This is a genomic window from Streptococcus respiraculi (genome assembly GCF_003595525.1).
GTDB classification, from domain to species: domain Bacteria; phylum Bacillota; class Bacilli; order Lactobacillales; family Streptococcaceae; genus Streptococcus; species Streptococcus respiraculi.
On record NZ_CP022680.1, the window covers coordinates 254,165 to 268,984 of the forward strand.

The window sequence follows — 14,820 nt, forward strand, 5'->3', positions numbered from 1 at the left end:
GCCTGTGATTGATTTTAAAAGCCTTGGATACGGTTAAATGGGTAGACACGGGAGATGATTTTTCCCTTGATAGCCGTTTTTCTAAAGGTTCCGACTTTACGGCTATCTGCTGATACGAGGCGATCGTCTCCTAGGAGATAGTATTGCCCCTCAGGGATTTCGATGGTGAAAGTAGGGTTCCCTTGTGCGTCTAATGTGAAAGCTGATGCATCTTGCGCAATCGCCTGAAAGTTTGGGTTATAAGAATAGGTGGATTGGAGCTTATCTTTGGCAAATGCTGCCTTATATTCTTCCAAATATTTTTCTTTAACTTCCTGGCCATTGACGTAGAGAGTGTCATTTTCATAGTGGATAGTGTCGCCAGGCAGTCCGATGAGGCGTTTTACAATCAATTTTTCTTTGCCAGCATCATCTACCTCGCTTGCGACTACGATGTCAAATCGGTCAATTTTTCCAATTTTTCGCATGATGAGCACATCCTTGTCGCGCAAAGTGGGATCCATTGAATGTCCTTCAACGCTCACCAAACTCCAGATAAATAATCTGGAAAGCAGAATTAGTACGAGAATAAAGGAAAAGAATCCCCACTCTTTCAAAAAATGTTTCATTGATAAAACCTCATTTACGATGTAATAAAAGCGCTTGTGCCTTTTGGGTATTGGCAAAGTGCAGCTTGGCAGTCTGCTCTAGTCCTGCCATGCCGTATCGGGCAAGGATATCGCGCGCGACCTGATCAGATTTTTTTCCAGCGCCTGACGGCAGGTCATATCCAACTTCTTGGCTCAAGTGGGCTAGATTTTCCAAAAACATGGCCCGTGCGATGATGGATGATACAGCAACCGCTAGGTATTTTCCTTCTGCCTTTTCTTCTAAGATGATAGGATTTGGAAAGCGCTTGGCTTCGTGTGCTAGATAGCGATTGTAGTTCTTGCTACTGGTAAAGGCATCGATCACAATTTGCTTTGGCGCTACACCCTTTTGCAAGAGAAGGAAAATCGCCTGATTATGCAGTGCAACCTTGACAGAGACTGCATTGTAGCCATGTTCAATGACATCATTGTATTTTTTGGGGGTAAGTAGCAGAGCTTGGTGCGGAATTTTCTCTTTTAACAAGGGTGCGATCTGGCAGATTTTTTGGTCTGTCAATCGTTTGGAATCATCAACACCTAACGATTTGAGAAAGGCATGGTCACTTGGAGTGACGAAACTTGCAACGACCGCAAGCCCACCAAAATAAGAACCGTTCCCCACCTCATCTGTTCCAATTATGGGAACCTGCTGAGATAGGCTTTGCTGCGGGTGTGGACTTTCTGTCTGATAGCCCCATTTTTGGGCGTGAAGTTCGGCCTTCTCTCCCTGAAACATGACCTTTCCAGAATTGTAGAGAGTAATACTAATCCCGTCTGTCTTGAAAAAAGCTTCGACGTAGGGATTGTTACTCGGTTGTTGGTAGGCAGTATAGTAGGCCTTGATTTTCTCTTTTTGTCTCTTATCTACAGTTATCACAAGATTGTTCATCTTCTTATTATATCACAAAGAAGCCGAAGTGGGACAATCGGGTGAAAAACAAACACTCCGAGATATCAGTATATCACAGAGTGTTTGAGGAGATTTTATGAAAAAGAAAAGTTTTTTAGGATAGATACAGTATAATGCGACAAGCTTAAATTTTTCTTAACAATCTCTGAAATTGTTCCTTAGGGTCAAATTTTTTGGTCAATCAGCCGTTGGATTTGTTTTGGACGGATAAGAATAAAGGCGATAATCGCAACAAATAGCCAGATGAGAACGGAAACAAGTGCTGGTTTTGAAGTTGCATTTGTACCTGCAGTTGCTAAAATGGCAGCAAAGTCAATCATAAAATGAATAAAAATTGTCCACCACAGGCTGCGCGTGCGAATGACAACGGCAGAAAAGTAGATTCCCATTGCCATAGCATAGTAGACCTGAAATAGGGTGACATCAAGTGGCTGAGTACGTAAGTTTCCTAGATGAGCCAGTCCGAAGACCAAACTTGATAGAAGGACGGCTTGCAGGACATTTTTATAAGAATGAAGCCCGTCTTTAAAGGCGATTTGTAACAGAATGCCACGGCAGATGTACTCTTCTACAAATCCAGCTCCCAGAGCCGTTACCAAGGCAACAGGCAAATAGTTTAGATGTTCTACAAGTCCAAAGACCAACAGAGGAATGCAGACTAGAAAGAGATAAACAAAATTGAGCCAGTTGACCCGTAATTGCTCTCCTATTCCAGTACGAGCTTTTAGGGGCATTGTTAAATGGAGAAAGCGATGTCCAACTAGGTAGAAGATAGAGGCCAGTAAGGCTGTTTTGATAATATAGTAGGTAGTGCCCGTGAGGAAGTAGCTGAGAAACCCTAAGGTCCAATTTGTTCCGAGTAATAATAGGCCATAGAGGCAGACTTGCTGTAATGATTTTTTTGACATCTTGTCTCCTTTAGCGATATATATTTTTCTATTCGGTGATGGCTAGCGGTTTTTCAACCCTTTTTCAAAACTCGTTGAACTAGCCTGAACAGAAATGGTTTCAAGGGTAAAAGGGTGAGTAAAGGTGAGTTTGTGGGCATGGAGCATGAGCCTACTAGCAGGAAGCGTGCTGTAGAGAGGGTCTCCGATAATGGCATGTCCGTGATGAGAGAGATGTACTCTGATTTGATGAGTTCGTCCCGTTTCTAACCGACAGGCAACGAGGCTCGTTTTTCCCAGTGCTTTTAATCGAGTGATATGGGTAATGGCCATTTGACCTTTTTGTGGGTCGATTACTCGTTTGCGTCTGTCATGGCGGTGGCGCCCGATTTTATCTGTTATGGTCTGTGTGTTTTTTGGGAATCGTCCTTGGCAGAGTGCAAGATATTCACGGAAAATCACCTTGTCTTCTAAGAGCCGATTGAGAATCGGCAGGATAAAAGGATTTTTGGCAAATACAATCGCACCGCTGGTCTCCATATCGAGACGATGCACGACGTAGCAGGTTTGCTGGACATAAGCGGACACATGATTGAGCAGGGCAATTTCAGTTGGCTCATTGCCGTGAGTTTTCATGCCTTCTGGCTTGTTGACTACAATCAGGTGTTCATCCTCATAGAGAACATCGACTAATTCACTTTTCCCCCAAGGAATGACTTTTTTAGGGTAATCTTCCTCATCAAAGATGAGTTCTAGTTGGTCACCTGCCGTAATCGGACTCTGCCAGTTGATGACATGCTCGTTTACACGGACGTGCTTTTTGGTGCGCAGGAAGTGGCGAATCTTGCGCGGAATTAAAAAGTAATCTTCCAAGGCTTCCTTGACCGTCATAGCCGGAAATTGTGCAGGAATGGTAATGGTATATTTCATAGGCTTACAAACTTGAAGAGTGCTTTGGTTGCACCTTTTCAGCTGGATTGATAAAATGCATGGCGTTGTTAACAGCCGTCGGTGCTTCGCCAAGACCCGTTGCAATCAAGTCCACTTTGCCCTCGTAAGAGCAGCAGTCGCCAACCGCATAGATACCAGGGACAGAGGTCTCTTGCTTGCTGTTGACGAGAATGCGGTTGCGCCCTAGTTTTAGTCCCCATTCTTTTAACGTTCCAACAGAAGACTTGAAGCCGTAGTTGACAAAGAGATGATCAAAATGAAGTGTCAGCTCTTCATCGCTTTTGACCTTGGTCAATTCAATAGCGGCTGCGTGACCATTTCCTCCTTGGAGAGCTTTGGGGATGTAGGGAGTATGAATCGTAACATTCGATGCTTTAAGGGCTTCGACACTATGCTCCATAGCGCGGAAATTGTCCCTACGATGTACGATTTGGGTCGTTTCAGCGATTGGCTCAAAAGCCAGTGACCAGTCCACTGCAGAATCCCCACCACCTAGGACCACCACGTTTTGACCGGCATATTGTTGGATATTGGCTACATGATAGTGAATATTGTCAAAGTCATCTGCCTGCTCCAATTCAAGCGGGCGTGGCTTGAAAGCCCCGCCTCCCATAGCGATAATAACAGCCTTTGAAGCATGCGCACCTTTTGAGGTCGTAATGATGAAATGGTCAGCTTGTGCAATACCTATCACCGTTTCATTAAGGCAAATAGTCGTTTCAAAAGGCTCCAGCTGAGCAAGGAGATTGTCTGTTAATTCCTGTCCTGTCAAGCGAGGAAAGGCTGGGATGTCTAAAATCGTCTTTTCAGGATACAAAATAGCAGGCTGCCCACCCAGTTGAGGAAGGGAGTCAATGATTTTCACCTTAGCCTGGCGCAAATGTGCATAAAAAGCAGTAAATAGGCCCACAGGGCCGCCTCCAATAATCGTAATATCATACAGTTCCGTCATTCGAATGCCTCTTTTCAATTCAGAATATTTCTATTTTACCATAATCTATCGACCAGCGCCCACATGAAAAAAACAAATGATAGCTGTCGTTCTTGAACGATTTGAATGAGAAGTCTGTATCGCGAATCCAGCCACGAAAATTTCAAGGCTTAGACTTGAAAATGAGGATTGCTCAACAGTTTGGGAGACTGTTGAGGGTGGGGAATACAAGCTTATATCCACACTGCTTAAGAAAGAATCAAAGTATTCATTTTAATTGAGAGTTAGTCAAAAATCCTTAGAACGGTCTCTTGTTGAGGTTTGTTGAGGCTGAATGCAAAAAAATGTAGTATAATGGTACAAAATTAAGAACCCGTATTTATAAGCGAAGTCGTTCTAATCGGGAGCTTATTTTACGATCATCAAGGTGTTTTGTTGAAGGAATACTGACTGTATTTCGAAAAAAGCAACGATGAGTAGCGAAAAATAAGCTCTGAATAGTGTTGCTGAGCTATGGATACAGGTTCTGAGTAGAAAGAGAGAGTATCATGGACCAATACGATGTAAGAGAAGATGAAGATGTAGTTGCAGAAGGTCGTCAGATGCGCCGCAGTCGGCGAAAGCCTACAGACCACGAAGTAAAACCCAAGAAGAAATCTCGGATTCCTGAGCCTATTCGCAAATTTTGGAGAAGATATCAGCTGACCAAGATTGTCTTCATTTTGATTGGAGTAATGGTTTTGACAGTAGGAGGCTATCTGTTTTTCCTAGCCAAAACAGCTAATGTCGGAGATTTACAGGCTGCCTTAAAAGCAACGACTGTCATCTATGACAAGGACGGCAACGAAGCAGGGGCTCTCTCTGGTCAAAAAGGGACCTATGTCGAGCTAGATGCGATTAGCCCCAACTTACAGCAGGCCGTTATTGCGACCGAGGACCGCACCTTTTATAAGAATTCGGGTATCAACTACAAGCGGACCATTCTAGCTGTTCTGACCCTAGGTCGGTCTGGAGGCGGATCGACCATTACCCAGCAGTTGGCTAAAAATGCTTTTCTGACCCAAGACCAGACCATCAGCCGAAAGGCCAGAGAATATTTCCTAGCCCTTGAAATCAATAAAAAATACAGCAAGGAAGAGATTCTGACCATGTATCTCAACAATGCTTATTTTGGAAATGGTGTCTGGGGAGTGGAAGATGCCAGTCAGAAATACTTTGGTACCTCAGCCAGTCAACTGACAGTTGAGCAGGCAGCAGTGATTGCAGGAATGCTTAAAGGTCCTGAAATTTATAATCCGTATTATTCTGTCGAATATGCGACCAATCGGCGAAATACCGTGCTGCAAGCAATGGTGGATGCAGGCTATCTAGATCAGGCGACCGCAGATGTGGATGCCCAGATCGATTTGGCTAGTCAGCTGCATGATACCTACGGAGGCAAGCAGAGCAATTACAGCTACCCGTCTTATTTTGACGCTGTTATGGCAGAGGCCATTGATCGATATGGTCTGAAAGAAAGTGATATTATCAATAATGGCTACCGTATTTACACGGAGTTGGATCAAAATTCGCAGGCCAGCATGCAGCTGATTTACGATAACGAATCGCTTTTTCCAAGCTCGAACTATGACGGCTCCTATGCCCAAGCTGCAAGTGTTGCCATGGATCCAAAAACAGGCGGTGTTCGCGCGCTGGTCGGTCGGGTCAATAGCTCAGAGAATCCAACCTTCCGCAGTTTTAACTTTGCGAGCCAGTCTGAGCGCAGTCCAGGCTCTGCCATCAAACCTCTTGTGGCCTATACTCCTGCTATTGTGGCAGGATGGTCAATGAACAAGGAGCTAGACAATCATACGGAGACTTACGGGACCTATACGCTCCATAACTTTGACTATTCAACGTCTGAAACGGTTCCGATGTATCAAGCCTTAGCCATGTCTTACAATTTGCCTGCTGTTTCCGTTGTCAATAGCTTAGGCCTCGACAAAGCCTTTGAATACGGTAAGAAGTTTGGGCTCAACATGGAGAAGGTCGACCACGTCTTGGGAGTTGCAATCGGAAGTGGGGTGTCGACCAATCCCCTTGAAATGGCGCAAGCCTACTCAGCTTTTGCGAATGCCGGAGTGATGAAAGATGGTCACTTGATTACAAGGATTGAGACAGCGAGCGGAAAAGTCTTGGCTAAGCACAAGGAAGAAAGTAGCCGCGTCATGGATAAATCAGCGGCAGATAAGATGACCTCGATGATGCTGGGAACCTTCACCAATGGAACTGGGGTCAATGCCGATGTTTATGGCTATACCCTTGCAGGAAAAACAGGGACAACAGAAACCAGCTTTAATCCTAATTTGACCAATGATCAATGGATTATTGGCTATACGCCAGACTTAGTCATCAGTCAATGGGTCGGATTTGAAAAGACAGATGAGCAACATTACATCGATGGCACTAATTCCTGGATGGCTCCGAGTGTCTTCCAAACGGTTGCTGCTTCCATCTTACCAAATACAGCTGGAACCGACTTTACAGTGGAAAATGCCTATGTTCAAAATGGGATTGAGTCACCAGCTCAGCCTGCACCAACACCAAGTACTAGTAATTACCAAGACCAAATCAAGGATATCAAGAATCGAGCTCAGAATTTGATTGACCAAACCAAGCAAGAAATTATCGATGCCAAACTTCCACAACGGGCTAAAACCCTTTGGGATAAATTCAAGAGTTGGTTTGAGTAGTTGCCAAATCCTAGAAAACGTGATAAAATGGTAAAGATGGAGGGCTTTATGGTACTGAAAAAAGCAAGCCTAGCGTGTGCAGTTTGTGGATCGCGAAACTATTCGATTAAACTCTCAAGCAATCCTAAGCCGACACGATTAGAAGTAAATAAATATTGTAAACATTGTGGACAGTACACTGTCCACAAAGAAACCAGATAGGAGTTTGTTGTGAAATTTTTAAGCGATACGATACAGATTTTAAAAGGAACAACCTGGCCAACCAAAAAGCAAAGCTGGAGAGATTTTGTGTCTGTCATTCAATACACAATCTTTTTCGTAGCGATTATTTATCTTTTTGACTTGATCTTGTCTAAAGGCATTATCAGCCTGATCAATCTTTTCTAGAAAAGACTTGCAAGACGAAAATTGCCATGCTATAATGAAGAAAAGGAAAAAGCCTTCGGGCTTTTTTATTATGAAAGGAAGAAAGCTATGTTAGATAGTTTTGATAAAGGCTGGTTTGTCCTTCAAACTTATTCTGGATATGAGAATAAGGTCAAGGAAAACCTGTTGCAACGCGCCCACACCTACAATATGTTGGAAAATATCCTCCGTGTAGAAATCCCTACTCAGACCGTTCAAGTAGAGAAAAATGGTGAGGTCAAAGAAGTAGAAGAAAATCGCTTCCCGGGTTATGTCTTGGTCGAAATGGTCATGACAGACGAAGCTTGGTTTGTTGTACGGAATACCCCGAACGTTACAGGGTTTGTCGGTTCCCACGGAAACCGTTCAAAACCAACACCGCTCTTGGAAGAAGAAATTCGTCAAATCTTGGTATCTATGGGACAAACCGTTCAAGAATTTGACATTGATGTCAAGATTGGAGATACCGTGCGCATTATCGACGGCGCCTTTACAGACTACACTGGTAAGATTACCGAAATTGATAACAACAAGGTCAAAATGGTCATCTCCATGTTTGGAAATGATACCATTGCCGAAGTGAACTTGAGCCAGATTGCAGAATTGTAAGTTGGATAAAAAAGAGAGAATGTGTGTCGAGCACTAGTTCTCTTTTTTGTTTTATGTTGGAAATATCGGTCTACAGACTGATTTCATTTGTAGCAAAAAAAGCTATACTATAGTCAATCCTAAATATTTTTCATAATCTCCTTAAAACACTAGCAAATCCGCTAGTGTTTTTGTTATACTGAAACTATGAATGACATCAAAAAGATCCAGGAAATGGAAGAAATCTTAAACCAAGCAGAAACAGTATTGACAAATTTGGAGCAGTCTTTAGAAGCATTTGAGCAGTTTCAACCTAGCTTAGCTAGCTTATTTGCCTACTATGAAAGCAAGGAATGGATGCGTCACTATCAAATGGATGAGGCAGGACAATTTCCGAAAAATATGGCGCGTGGGGTATTGTCAGAAGATGCTGTTTATAATACTATAGCTCGTTATCATGAGTTGATGGAGACTATGAAAGAGGTAGGGAGAGCTGAAAATAACAACTAAGTTAAAATATCCGACCTCAGACGGATGTATTTGTGATTTATTTTCTTTATACTAAAGTTAATCCTAAAATTTTTCATAAATATCTCCTGCACCAGTTGAAAGGCTGGTGTTTTTGTTTGCCTGCTGGTTGATATAATTCAAATAAAGATTCTCGTATTTCTGTCAAATCTTCAAGACCAAAAAGATGAGGAAACTTAAAGGAAACAGAGGAGTTGGAATCCTCTCTCAAACGTTAGATAAATTTGTGGAATTGAAGTATAATGATAGCGAGGGATACAAAGAGCTAAAAGACCGGGTACATTGGGGAAATGCTACTTTTCCAACTGAAAAATCGTTTGACGGTCCTTTTAATACTCATGCAAAAGAATTTGGAAATATTAGTAAAACACAGTATCAGCAATTGGCGGCTAGTTTATTGGCAGAGCCAACGTCAGAAACTATTGTAGGCTATGAAACTGACAAAGGTCGAAGAGTACGATATGACAGAAAGAATAATATTATAGTTATCGGAAATCGTACAGTCGGAGGTAAGTTCCGAATTAACACGATGCTAAGACCAGAGGAAGGAGAGAGTTACTATAATGAAAACTACGACAGAGATCATCATGGTTGAGGACGAGGAATGTATTCACTGTCCGGTTTGTAATAGAGTGGTTTTGTTGTTTGATGTTTGTGAATGTAATTGGCAAAATACAGGTGAGACAACCATTGACGGTGGCCCGAATAAAATGACCTTGGCAGAAGCTAAGGTGGCCTATAAAAAAGGTCGTCCACTTTACTAATTCAAGCACTTGGCACAATCTAGGTGCTTTTTTGTATCCATCGAATGAGTGTCTTGATAGTAAGCGAAAAAGCCCGTAAAACCGGGCTTTTTCTTGTATATGAAGGCGGTAGACGGATTATATATCCTTTATATAACAGGTTTTAAGGGCTATTCGTCCGAAATTCGTCCGAAGTTATCAAAGATATTGCGAATTTTATCGTTGTTTTTTTCTTTTAGTTTGTCTAGTTGATGGGCGTAAATTTTAAGTGTGATATTGAGATTTTCATGTCCGAGTATTTGAGAGATAGAAATGAGGTCTACTCCTTGAGCGATTAAAAAGCTAGCGTATGTGTGCCTGAGAGAATGGATAGTGACGGGTCTTCCGACAATTTTCTTGATAGTCTTATTGACTGCGCTGTTGCTGATTTTCGAGATTAAGCGATTTTGCTTATCTAAAGCATGATTTTCTTGATAGTTTTCAATCATGCTCAGAGTATGATTGTCAATTGGGACGGAGCGCTCAGAGCTTTTTGATTTTAAGGGGATAAAATCCATGGTATCTGTGTAATCAAAAGCTTGCTTGAGATGTAGCATTTGGTTTTCTTTGTCAATATCGTCTGACCGTAGACCGAGTAGTTCCCCAAATCGCAGACCAGTAATCGCCGCCAGGTAAATCGTGAAATAGGTGCTGTATTGAATATTGTCTTTGCATATTTGAATCAGTTTGATATACTCATGTTCCTCTAAGTATTTATTTTCGACTGCCTTTTTATTGATAGTTGATTTGACGATGGCTCCTTCACAAAAATTTGTATCAATAATCTTTTCACGCACTGCAATCTTAACAGCTGACTGAATATGATAGTGGAAGTTGTCGGCCGTTTCCTGTGAATATTTTTGGGTAAATTTATTAGCAATGCTTTGATAGTGTGTAGGTGTAATATCTTTGAGTAGGGTGTTGCCGAAGTAATGTTCGATATGTTTTTCGGTTTGCTGATATTTTTTCCACGTTCTTTCTGCAATGTGTGGTTTTTTGTAGATTTCTGCCCATTTTCTGTAGTATTCTAGAAGGGTCTGTTCTTTATTGACAAATGTATTTTTCTTGAGAAATAATTCTACTTCCATTGCGGCGGCTTGCGCTAGCGCTTTCGTTTTGAATCCTTTTTTTGATTTCTCACGGTATTTACCGTTAGCGTCTTTATAAGAAATACGATATTGCCATCCCGATGAGAGTTTCTTATAGAAAGCCATTTGCCTTTACCTCCTTTTGTGATAAAATGGGTATAGTAAAGAGACCTACTGCAAAGCAGGTTTTTACTATACGAAATTGCCTTACGCTCTCGTCGTCCAAAGTTTGAGTGTGGGGCTTTTTGGTTAAATCAGAATAAACTACAATAAACTACAATAAACTACAATAAACTACAATAAACTACAATAAACTACAATAAACTACAATAAACTACAATAAACTACAATAAACTACAATAAACTACAATAAACTACAATAAACTACAATAAACTACAATAAACTACAATAAATTATTTATCTTTCAAAACATAGTATTGAGTAGTATCTCTGGGGCCACTCCCGTACCACTCCAATATACCTTTTTTTGTCAATTCTTTGAGTAACTTTAGGGAATAAGGGCGACTTTTCTGGATTTCTGTCATAACGTCAGGGGTAGTTATTTGAGCGCTTCTATATGCTAATCTAATTATTTTCTTTTCATCTATAGTCAGATTGTTGAAAACTTCAGGAGATAGTCGTTGTTTCAATGTATCATTGACTCTAACCTGCCTATTGAGAATATTATTTTCTAGTAACAGTAAAACATTAGCATTATTGGGTTCGCTGTAAGTAGGTTGTTTAAGGAAGAAGTCTGCCATTTCGTTATAAATCCTTTTCACACCTTCATTCATTTCTTTTACCCATCCAAACTCGGAAAGAACTCGAGCTATTTTAGGATTGCGCGAAAAACGCTCTTCCAAGATATTTTCTAGTGTGACAATATTAGGGAGCATTCCTGGACTTTTTATTTCTAATCGGTCATCGAATAGTACTACAGTGATATGTTGCCCCCTAATAGAATAGTTCCTATGTGTAACAGCATTGACAATTCCTTCAAACCAGGCAAACTCGGGATATTCAGGCATTGTTGTAAATTGTCCATTGTCATCCAAGTATTGAAAATCTCTTAGTTGATTTTTGATAAATTCTCTGCTCTTTATAATGATTTCAGGGATAGGTCCGAAGAAGGTCTGCTCTTTTATGACATTGAATTCTTTCCCAACGCCAGCGGAATTATCATTGTATTTAATCACTCTTAATCTCGCTTGTGGTAAAAATTCAGTGGGGTTACTTCCGAACAATAAAATTCCAGCATTAGTTATCTTACCATTTTTTATTAAGCCTCTTCCTTTTAGAACTTGTAAAGTACCAATATCAGGAAGGCCTATTTTTTCCTTGAAACTTTGAACTAATTCATCGTCAAGATCAGAAAGTTCTGCTCCTTCAGCGATCTCGTCTTCGAAATATCTTTGCCCTCTGTCATATTCTAATTGGACTCGCTGTTCATGCTTTAGTTTAACTGATTTATCTCCCTGTCGTAAATATGCAGTATCATTAGGAGTAGTAACTACCCTATCAATGGATAGTTGGATATTGAGCACTAATACTTTATCTTCCTCGTTTTTTATATTTGTAACATTGATTTCTTTATAATTAAACTTTACAGGAGTGTTCACTAATTGATAAGCAATATTTTTAAAACTTTCAATGTCCCCAGCTTTTGCATGTTTAAAACCTGTAATACGTCCGTCATCTTCAATACCTATTGCAAGGACACCGCCTTCTGCATTAGCGAATGCTACTATATCTTCTAGTATATTTTGAGCTTTTTGAGCAGCACTTTTTCTGTCGAAATGTTGTCCTTCTGGGGCGGATGTTAGATACTCAATATCGTAGATTTTCTCCATAATTAGCCTCCTTTATTTTCTGTAAATATGCTCAACAACCCCGATTGCTTCTGCGAATTCATATTCATTAAAGTAGATGTCATCATAGTTGGGGTTCAGGCTTTCTAGTCTGTCTGGCTGTAATTTCTTTACAAAGTTTCCTTTGCTTGTCCGAAATACGCCAATTTGTCCGATTTCAATTTGTTTTGTGAATGTGACAAAGAGAATATCGCCATTATGAAGTTTAGGTCGCATAGAATCACCGATAACCATTGCAAGGTCGTCAAACTTGTCAGGGATTTGGCTTATTGGAATCCTGATTTCAATATCGACATCATTTTCCTGCCAAATGCCTTCTCCTGCTGATTCTAAACCGTGAACAACGAGGGATTCGAATTCTTCGTTTTGAGGAAGTGGGATAACTTTCTCCGTCTTATATTCGGCTATTTCTTCTCCGATTTCGGCGTTTCCTTTTATTTGCTCCTCTAATTGCTCCGTAGCGTAGCCTAGCACGTTTTCTTGGCGTTCGGGGTGTAATTGTACCACCTTGTCATTTATCGCCTGTACGGTGCCATTTTTTGCGTCTGGTGAGGTGGTGGAGGATTCGCCGAACATCATAACTTCAGGATGAACCCCGAAGAATATTGCAATTTCTTCTATTTCGTATATTTTGGGAGAACGTGTTCCACTTTCCCATTTTGAAATAGTTGATTTTGTTTTTCCGATTTTTTCTGCCAGCTGTTCCATTGTTAAATTATTGGCCAGCCTGTATTCCTTGACCATTGCAGGAAAAGCTATTTTAGTATTCATAAGCGCTCTCCTTTATTTTCTAACCTTATTATATAATCGTGTTTTCTTTTTGTCAACAAAAACGATAATAAAGCATTATCAAAAAAGTTGACTTTTTTAACACAAATCTGTTGACAAAAAGGAAACAAAGGTGTATAATGTATTTGTAAGGTTGAGAAAGGCAATCTTAGACAAGGAAACTAACAGAAAGGATTACTTAATGAAAAGTCGCAAAAGAAAAAAGAAAAAGCTTAGCAACGAACAACTGATAAACTTGATAATCGCACTCATCAACTTAATCATAACGTTACTAAACTTAATCGAAAAAATCTTCAAATAGTGGGCGGGGCGAAAGCCCCAACTACTATATGCGTGTTTTCATTATACTATAAGAGGTATCGACAATGCAAGATAAAACTTATAAATTCATCTTTTGGTCTTTGATTGTCTTAACCGTCATTGTTATTATCATCACTTGGCTAGTGTAGAAAGGGGGGTGGTTAATGAAAAAAACAGAGTTCGAAAAGCTCTTGGATAATAGCGGAATTAAGCGTCAGGTAATTGCTGAACGAATGGGTCTTACTCGCACAGGCTTCTATCGCAAACAGAAGAAACCGAAAGAGAGATTTGACGGTAATGAAATGCTGGCTCTTGCTGATATTTTGGGAGTTGACTCTAAAGTGGTCCTTGAGGCCATTTTAGTTTCATAGGTTTGTTGACAAAAATAACACAAAGGAGCGTCATGGAAGAAAAATGGAAATCCGTAAGGGGCTATGAAGGTCTGTATGAAGTTTCTAGTGATGGCAGGGTTAAAAATAGCAAAACTGGAAGGATACTAACCCCTAGGGTAAATAATTCGGGTTATGTTCGTATCAGTTTGTACAAAAAAGAAGGTTGCAAGGAGTTTTTGGTTCATAGGCTTGTTGCAGAAACGTTTATCCCAGCGGTGAATGGCAAAGAAATAGTCAATCATATAGACGAAAACAAGTTGAACAACAACGTGGAAAACTTGGAATGGGTAACGTCACAAGAGAACGTGCAGCATAGCATTGAGCGTTTGAGAGTTCCGAAAAAACATAAAGTTATCTATCTATATACGCTATATGGGAGATTAGTTCGGGTATTTTCATCAGCGGTTGAAGCAGGAAACTATTTTGGTGTATCAACGACCACAATTATTTCTGCTATCAATAACAAGAGTAAATTTAATACGCTTTATTATTTAGGCACCCCTGATATTATTCCTGATTTCGAAGAGCTTGTTGGCTTGGTGGATTATTTAGAAGATTATCGAACGGCTAAACAGTTGAAAAAAGATGTATTTGCTAAAGCATTGGAAACTACACGCACTAATTACATGATCTGGTTACAAAAGCAAAAAGTACCATATAAAGAACTAAAAAAGGTTGCTAGTTTATTGAACATGACTATTGATAGGGCATGGGATTTAAACGAGGTTTACACATAACCTAAAACCAATTTCAAAAAATTTGCTTGATAAACTACATTTATCAAAGTTTGTTGTTGACAAACACAACAAACTATAACTAATGGAGAGGAGGGCAGATATGACTTATGGTGAGCGCATGCGTAGGCTTCGAGAGGACAAGGAAATGTCCTTGCGAGAGCTAGCGGAGAAGACGCTATTAGATTACGCATTCTTATCTCGTGTAGAGAATGATTTGCGGACGTTAACACTCCCACAGGCAAAGGCGGTGGCTCGTGAATTGGGCTGTACGGTGAATGAGCTGGTGGGGTAGGAAGGAGAGA

Annotated in this window: 18 protein-coding genes; 10 read left to right on the forward strand and 8 right to left on the reverse strand. The window is 40.5% G+C overall.

All coding sequences use genetic code 11. The features are described 5' to 3' along the window. Positions 1-14: 14 nt before the first annotated feature. The 5 genes from lepB to CHF41_RS01195 all read right to left on the reverse strand — a co-directional run bounded on the left by lepB (position 15) and on the right by CHF41_RS01195 (position 4,329). A complete protein-coding gene (gene lepB / locus CHF41_RS01175; RefSeq protein WP_119875644.1) occupies positions 15-608 on the reverse strand; it encodes a signal peptidase I in 594 nt (197 codons plus the stop codon). A 10-nt stretch (positions 609-618) separates the two neighbouring features. Then, positions 619-1,518, reverse strand: a complete 900-nt coding sequence (gene rnhC / locus CHF41_RS01180) for a ribonuclease HIII (RefSeq protein ID WP_119875645.1) — start codon at positions 1,516-1,518, stop codon at positions 619-621. A gap of 185 nt (positions 1,519-1,703) precedes the next feature. Then, on the reverse strand, positions 1,704-2,447 hold the full coding sequence (locus tag CHF41_RS01185; RefSeq protein ID WP_119875646.1) for a CPBP family intramembrane glutamic endopeptidase: 744 nt from the start codon (positions 2,445-2,447) through the stop codon (positions 1,704-1,706). 42 nt (positions 2,448-2,489) lie between these two features. Further along, the gene (locus CHF41_RS01190) at positions 2,490-3,356 is read right to left on the reverse strand and encodes an RluA family pseudouridine synthase (protein WP_119875647.1); all 867 of its coding nucleotides are present in this window, start codon (positions 3,354-3,356) and stop codon (positions 2,490-2,492) included. A gap of 4 nt (positions 3,357-3,360) precedes the next feature. After that, positions 3,361-4,329: an NAD(P)/FAD-dependent oxidoreductase gene (locus CHF41_RS01195; RefSeq protein ID WP_119875648.1), complete on the reverse strand. Its 969-nt coding sequence runs from the start codon at positions 4,327-4,329 to the stop codon at positions 3,361-3,363. A gap of 527 nt (positions 4,330-4,856) precedes the next feature. Between CHF41_RS01195 and pbp2a the strand changes: the two genes are divergently transcribed. The 7 genes from pbp2a (at position 4,857) to CHF41_RS01230 (ending at position 9,325) form a co-directional block, all read left to right on the forward strand. Next, positions 4,857-7,040, forward strand: coding sequence for a penicillin-binding protein PBP2A (pbp2a, locus tag CHF41_RS01200; protein ID WP_119875649.1), 2,184 nt, complete (start codon positions 4,857-4,859; stop codon positions 7,038-7,040). Between the two features lie 48 nt (positions 7,041-7,088). Beyond that, the gene (gene rpmG, locus CHF41_RS01205) at positions 7,089-7,241 is read left to right on the forward strand and encodes a 50S ribosomal protein L33 (protein WP_119875650.1); all 153 of its coding nucleotides are present in this window, start codon (positions 7,089-7,091) and stop codon (positions 7,239-7,241) included. 9 nt (positions 7,242-7,250) lie between these two features. Then, positions 7,251-7,427 carry a preprotein translocase subunit SecE gene (gene secE, locus CHF41_RS01210; RefSeq protein WP_119875651.1) on the forward strand — a complete coding sequence of 59 codons (177 nt, stop codon included), beginning with the start codon at positions 7,251-7,253 and terminating at the stop codon, positions 7,425-7,427. Between the two features lie 87 nt (positions 7,428-7,514). Beyond that, complete coding sequence (gene nusG, locus CHF41_RS01215) at positions 7,515-8,054, forward strand: transcription termination/antitermination protein NusG (protein ID WP_119875652.1); 540 nt, start codon at positions 7,515-7,517, stop codon at positions 8,052-8,054. A 213-nt stretch (positions 8,055-8,267) separates the two neighbouring features. After that, a complete protein-coding gene (locus tag CHF41_RS01220) occupies positions 8,268-8,543 on the forward strand; it encodes a DUF4298 domain-containing protein (protein ID WP_162911899.1) in 276 nt (91 codons plus the stop codon). 184 nt (positions 8,544-8,727) lie between these two features. Then, positions 8,728-9,156 (forward strand): MafB, encoded by a 429-nt coding sequence (locus tag CHF41_RS01225; protein WP_119875654.1) that lies wholly within the window; start codon positions 8,728-8,730, stop codon positions 9,154-9,156. Next, on the forward strand, positions 9,125-9,325 hold the full coding sequence (locus CHF41_RS01230) for a hypothetical protein (RefSeq protein WP_119875655.1): 201 nt from the start codon (positions 9,125-9,127) through the stop codon (positions 9,323-9,325). Before CHF41_RS01225 ends, CHF41_RS01230 begins: the two co-directional genes overlap by 32 nt. A 149-nt stretch (positions 9,326-9,474) precedes the next feature. On the opposite strand, the gene CHF41_RS01235 is transcribed toward CHF41_RS01230, so the two are convergent. The 3 genes from CHF41_RS01235 to CHF41_RS01245 form a co-directional block, all read right to left on the reverse strand. Next, entirely contained in the window at positions 9,475-10,557 is a 1,083-nt protein-coding gene (locus tag CHF41_RS01235) for a tyrosine-type recombinase/integrase (protein ID WP_119875656.1), read from the reverse strand. A gap of 288 nt (positions 10,558-10,845) precedes the next feature. Then, positions 10,846-12,282: an ATP-binding protein gene (locus tag CHF41_RS01240; protein WP_119875657.1), complete on the reverse strand. Its 1,437-nt coding sequence runs from the start codon at positions 12,280-12,282 to the stop codon at positions 10,846-10,848. A gap of 12 nt (positions 12,283-12,294) precedes the next feature. Next, positions 12,295-13,071 (reverse strand): XRE family transcriptional regulator, encoded by a 777-nt coding sequence (locus tag CHF41_RS01245; protein ID WP_119875658.1) that lies wholly within the window; start codon positions 13,069-13,071, stop codon positions 12,295-12,297. Positions 13,072-13,553: 482 nt separating this feature from the next. Here CHF41_RS01245 and CHF41_RS01255 point away from each other — a divergent pair, with 482 nt between their 5' ends. From CHF41_RS01255 to CHF41_RS01265, 3 genes are all read left to right on the forward strand, one after another. Next, a complete protein-coding gene (locus tag CHF41_RS01255; protein WP_067087725.1) occupies positions 13,554-13,760 on the forward strand; it encodes a helix-turn-helix domain-containing protein in 207 nt (68 codons plus the stop codon). A 32-nt stretch (positions 13,761-13,792) separates the two neighbouring features. Further along, positions 13,793-14,518 carry an NUMOD4 domain-containing protein gene (locus tag CHF41_RS01260; RefSeq protein ID WP_119875660.1) on the forward strand — a complete coding sequence of 242 codons (726 nt, stop codon included), beginning with the start codon at positions 13,793-13,795 and terminating at the stop codon, positions 14,516-14,518. 100 nt (positions 14,519-14,618) lie between these two features. Beyond that, positions 14,619-14,810, forward strand: a complete 192-nt coding sequence (locus tag CHF41_RS01265; RefSeq protein ID WP_067087730.1) for a helix-turn-helix domain-containing protein — start codon at positions 14,619-14,621, stop codon at positions 14,808-14,810. Positions 14,811-14,820: the final 10 nt, after the last annotated feature.

Excerpts from the sequence above, each read along its gene's own strand:
- lepB (WP_119875644.1), bottom strand. The coding sequence starts at position 608 with ATGAAACATTTTTTGAAAGAGTGGGGATTCTTTTCCTTTATTCTCGTA.
- rnhC (WP_119875645.1), bottom strand. The coding sequence starts at position 1,518 with ATGAACAATCTTGTGATAACTGTAGATAAGAGACAAAAAGAGAAAATC.
- CHF41_RS01185 (WP_119875646.1), bottom strand. The coding sequence starts at position 2,447 with ATGTCAAAAAAATCATTACAGCAAGTCTGCCTCTATGGCCTATTATTA.
- CHF41_RS01190 (WP_119875647.1), bottom strand. The coding sequence starts at position 3,356 with ATGAAATATACCATTACCATTCCTGCACAATTTCCGGCTATGACGGTC.
- CHF41_RS01195 (WP_119875648.1), bottom strand. The coding sequence starts at position 4,329 with ATGACGGAACTGTATGATATTACGATTATTGGAGGCGGCCCTGTGGGC.
- pbp2a (WP_119875649.1), top strand. The coding sequence starts at position 4,857 with ATGGACCAATACGATGTAAGAGAAGATGAAGATGTAGTTGCAGAAGGT.
- rpmG (WP_119875650.1), top strand. The coding sequence starts at position 7,089 with ATGGTACTGAAAAAAGCAAGCCTAGCGTGTGCAGTTTGTGGATCGCGA.
- nusG (WP_119875652.1), top strand. The coding sequence starts at position 7,515 with ATGTTAGATAGTTTTGATAAAGGCTGGTTTGTCCTTCAAACTTATTCT.
- CHF41_RS01220 (WP_162911899.1), top strand. The coding sequence starts at position 8,268 with ATGGAAGAAATCTTAAACCAAGCAGAAACAGTATTGACAAATTTGGAG.
- CHF41_RS01225 (WP_119875654.1), top strand. The coding sequence starts at position 8,728 with ATGAGGAAACTTAAAGGAAACAGAGGAGTTGGAATCCTCTCTCAAACG.
- CHF41_RS01230 (WP_119875655.1), top strand. The coding sequence starts at position 9,125 with ATGAAAACTACGACAGAGATCATCATGGTTGAGGACGAGGAATGTATT.
- CHF41_RS01235 (WP_119875656.1), bottom strand. The coding sequence starts at position 10,557 with ATGGCTTTCTATAAGAAACTCTCATCGGGATGGCAATATCGTATTTCT.
- CHF41_RS01240 (WP_119875657.1), bottom strand. The coding sequence starts at position 12,282 with ATGGAGAAAATCTACGATATTGAGTATCTAACATCCGCCCCAGAAGGA.
- CHF41_RS01245 (WP_119875658.1), bottom strand. The coding sequence starts at position 13,071 with ATGAATACTAAAATAGCTTTTCCTGCAATGGTCAAGGAATACAGGCTG.
- CHF41_RS01255 (WP_067087725.1), top strand. The coding sequence starts at position 13,554 with ATGAAAAAAACAGAGTTCGAAAAGCTCTTGGATAATAGCGGAATTAAG.
- CHF41_RS01260 (WP_119875660.1), top strand. The coding sequence starts at position 13,793 with ATGGAAGAAAAATGGAAATCCGTAAGGGGCTATGAAGGTCTGTATGAA.
- CHF41_RS01265 (WP_067087730.1), top strand. The coding sequence starts at position 14,619 with ATGACTTATGGTGAGCGCATGCGTAGGCTTCGAGAGGACAAGGAAATG.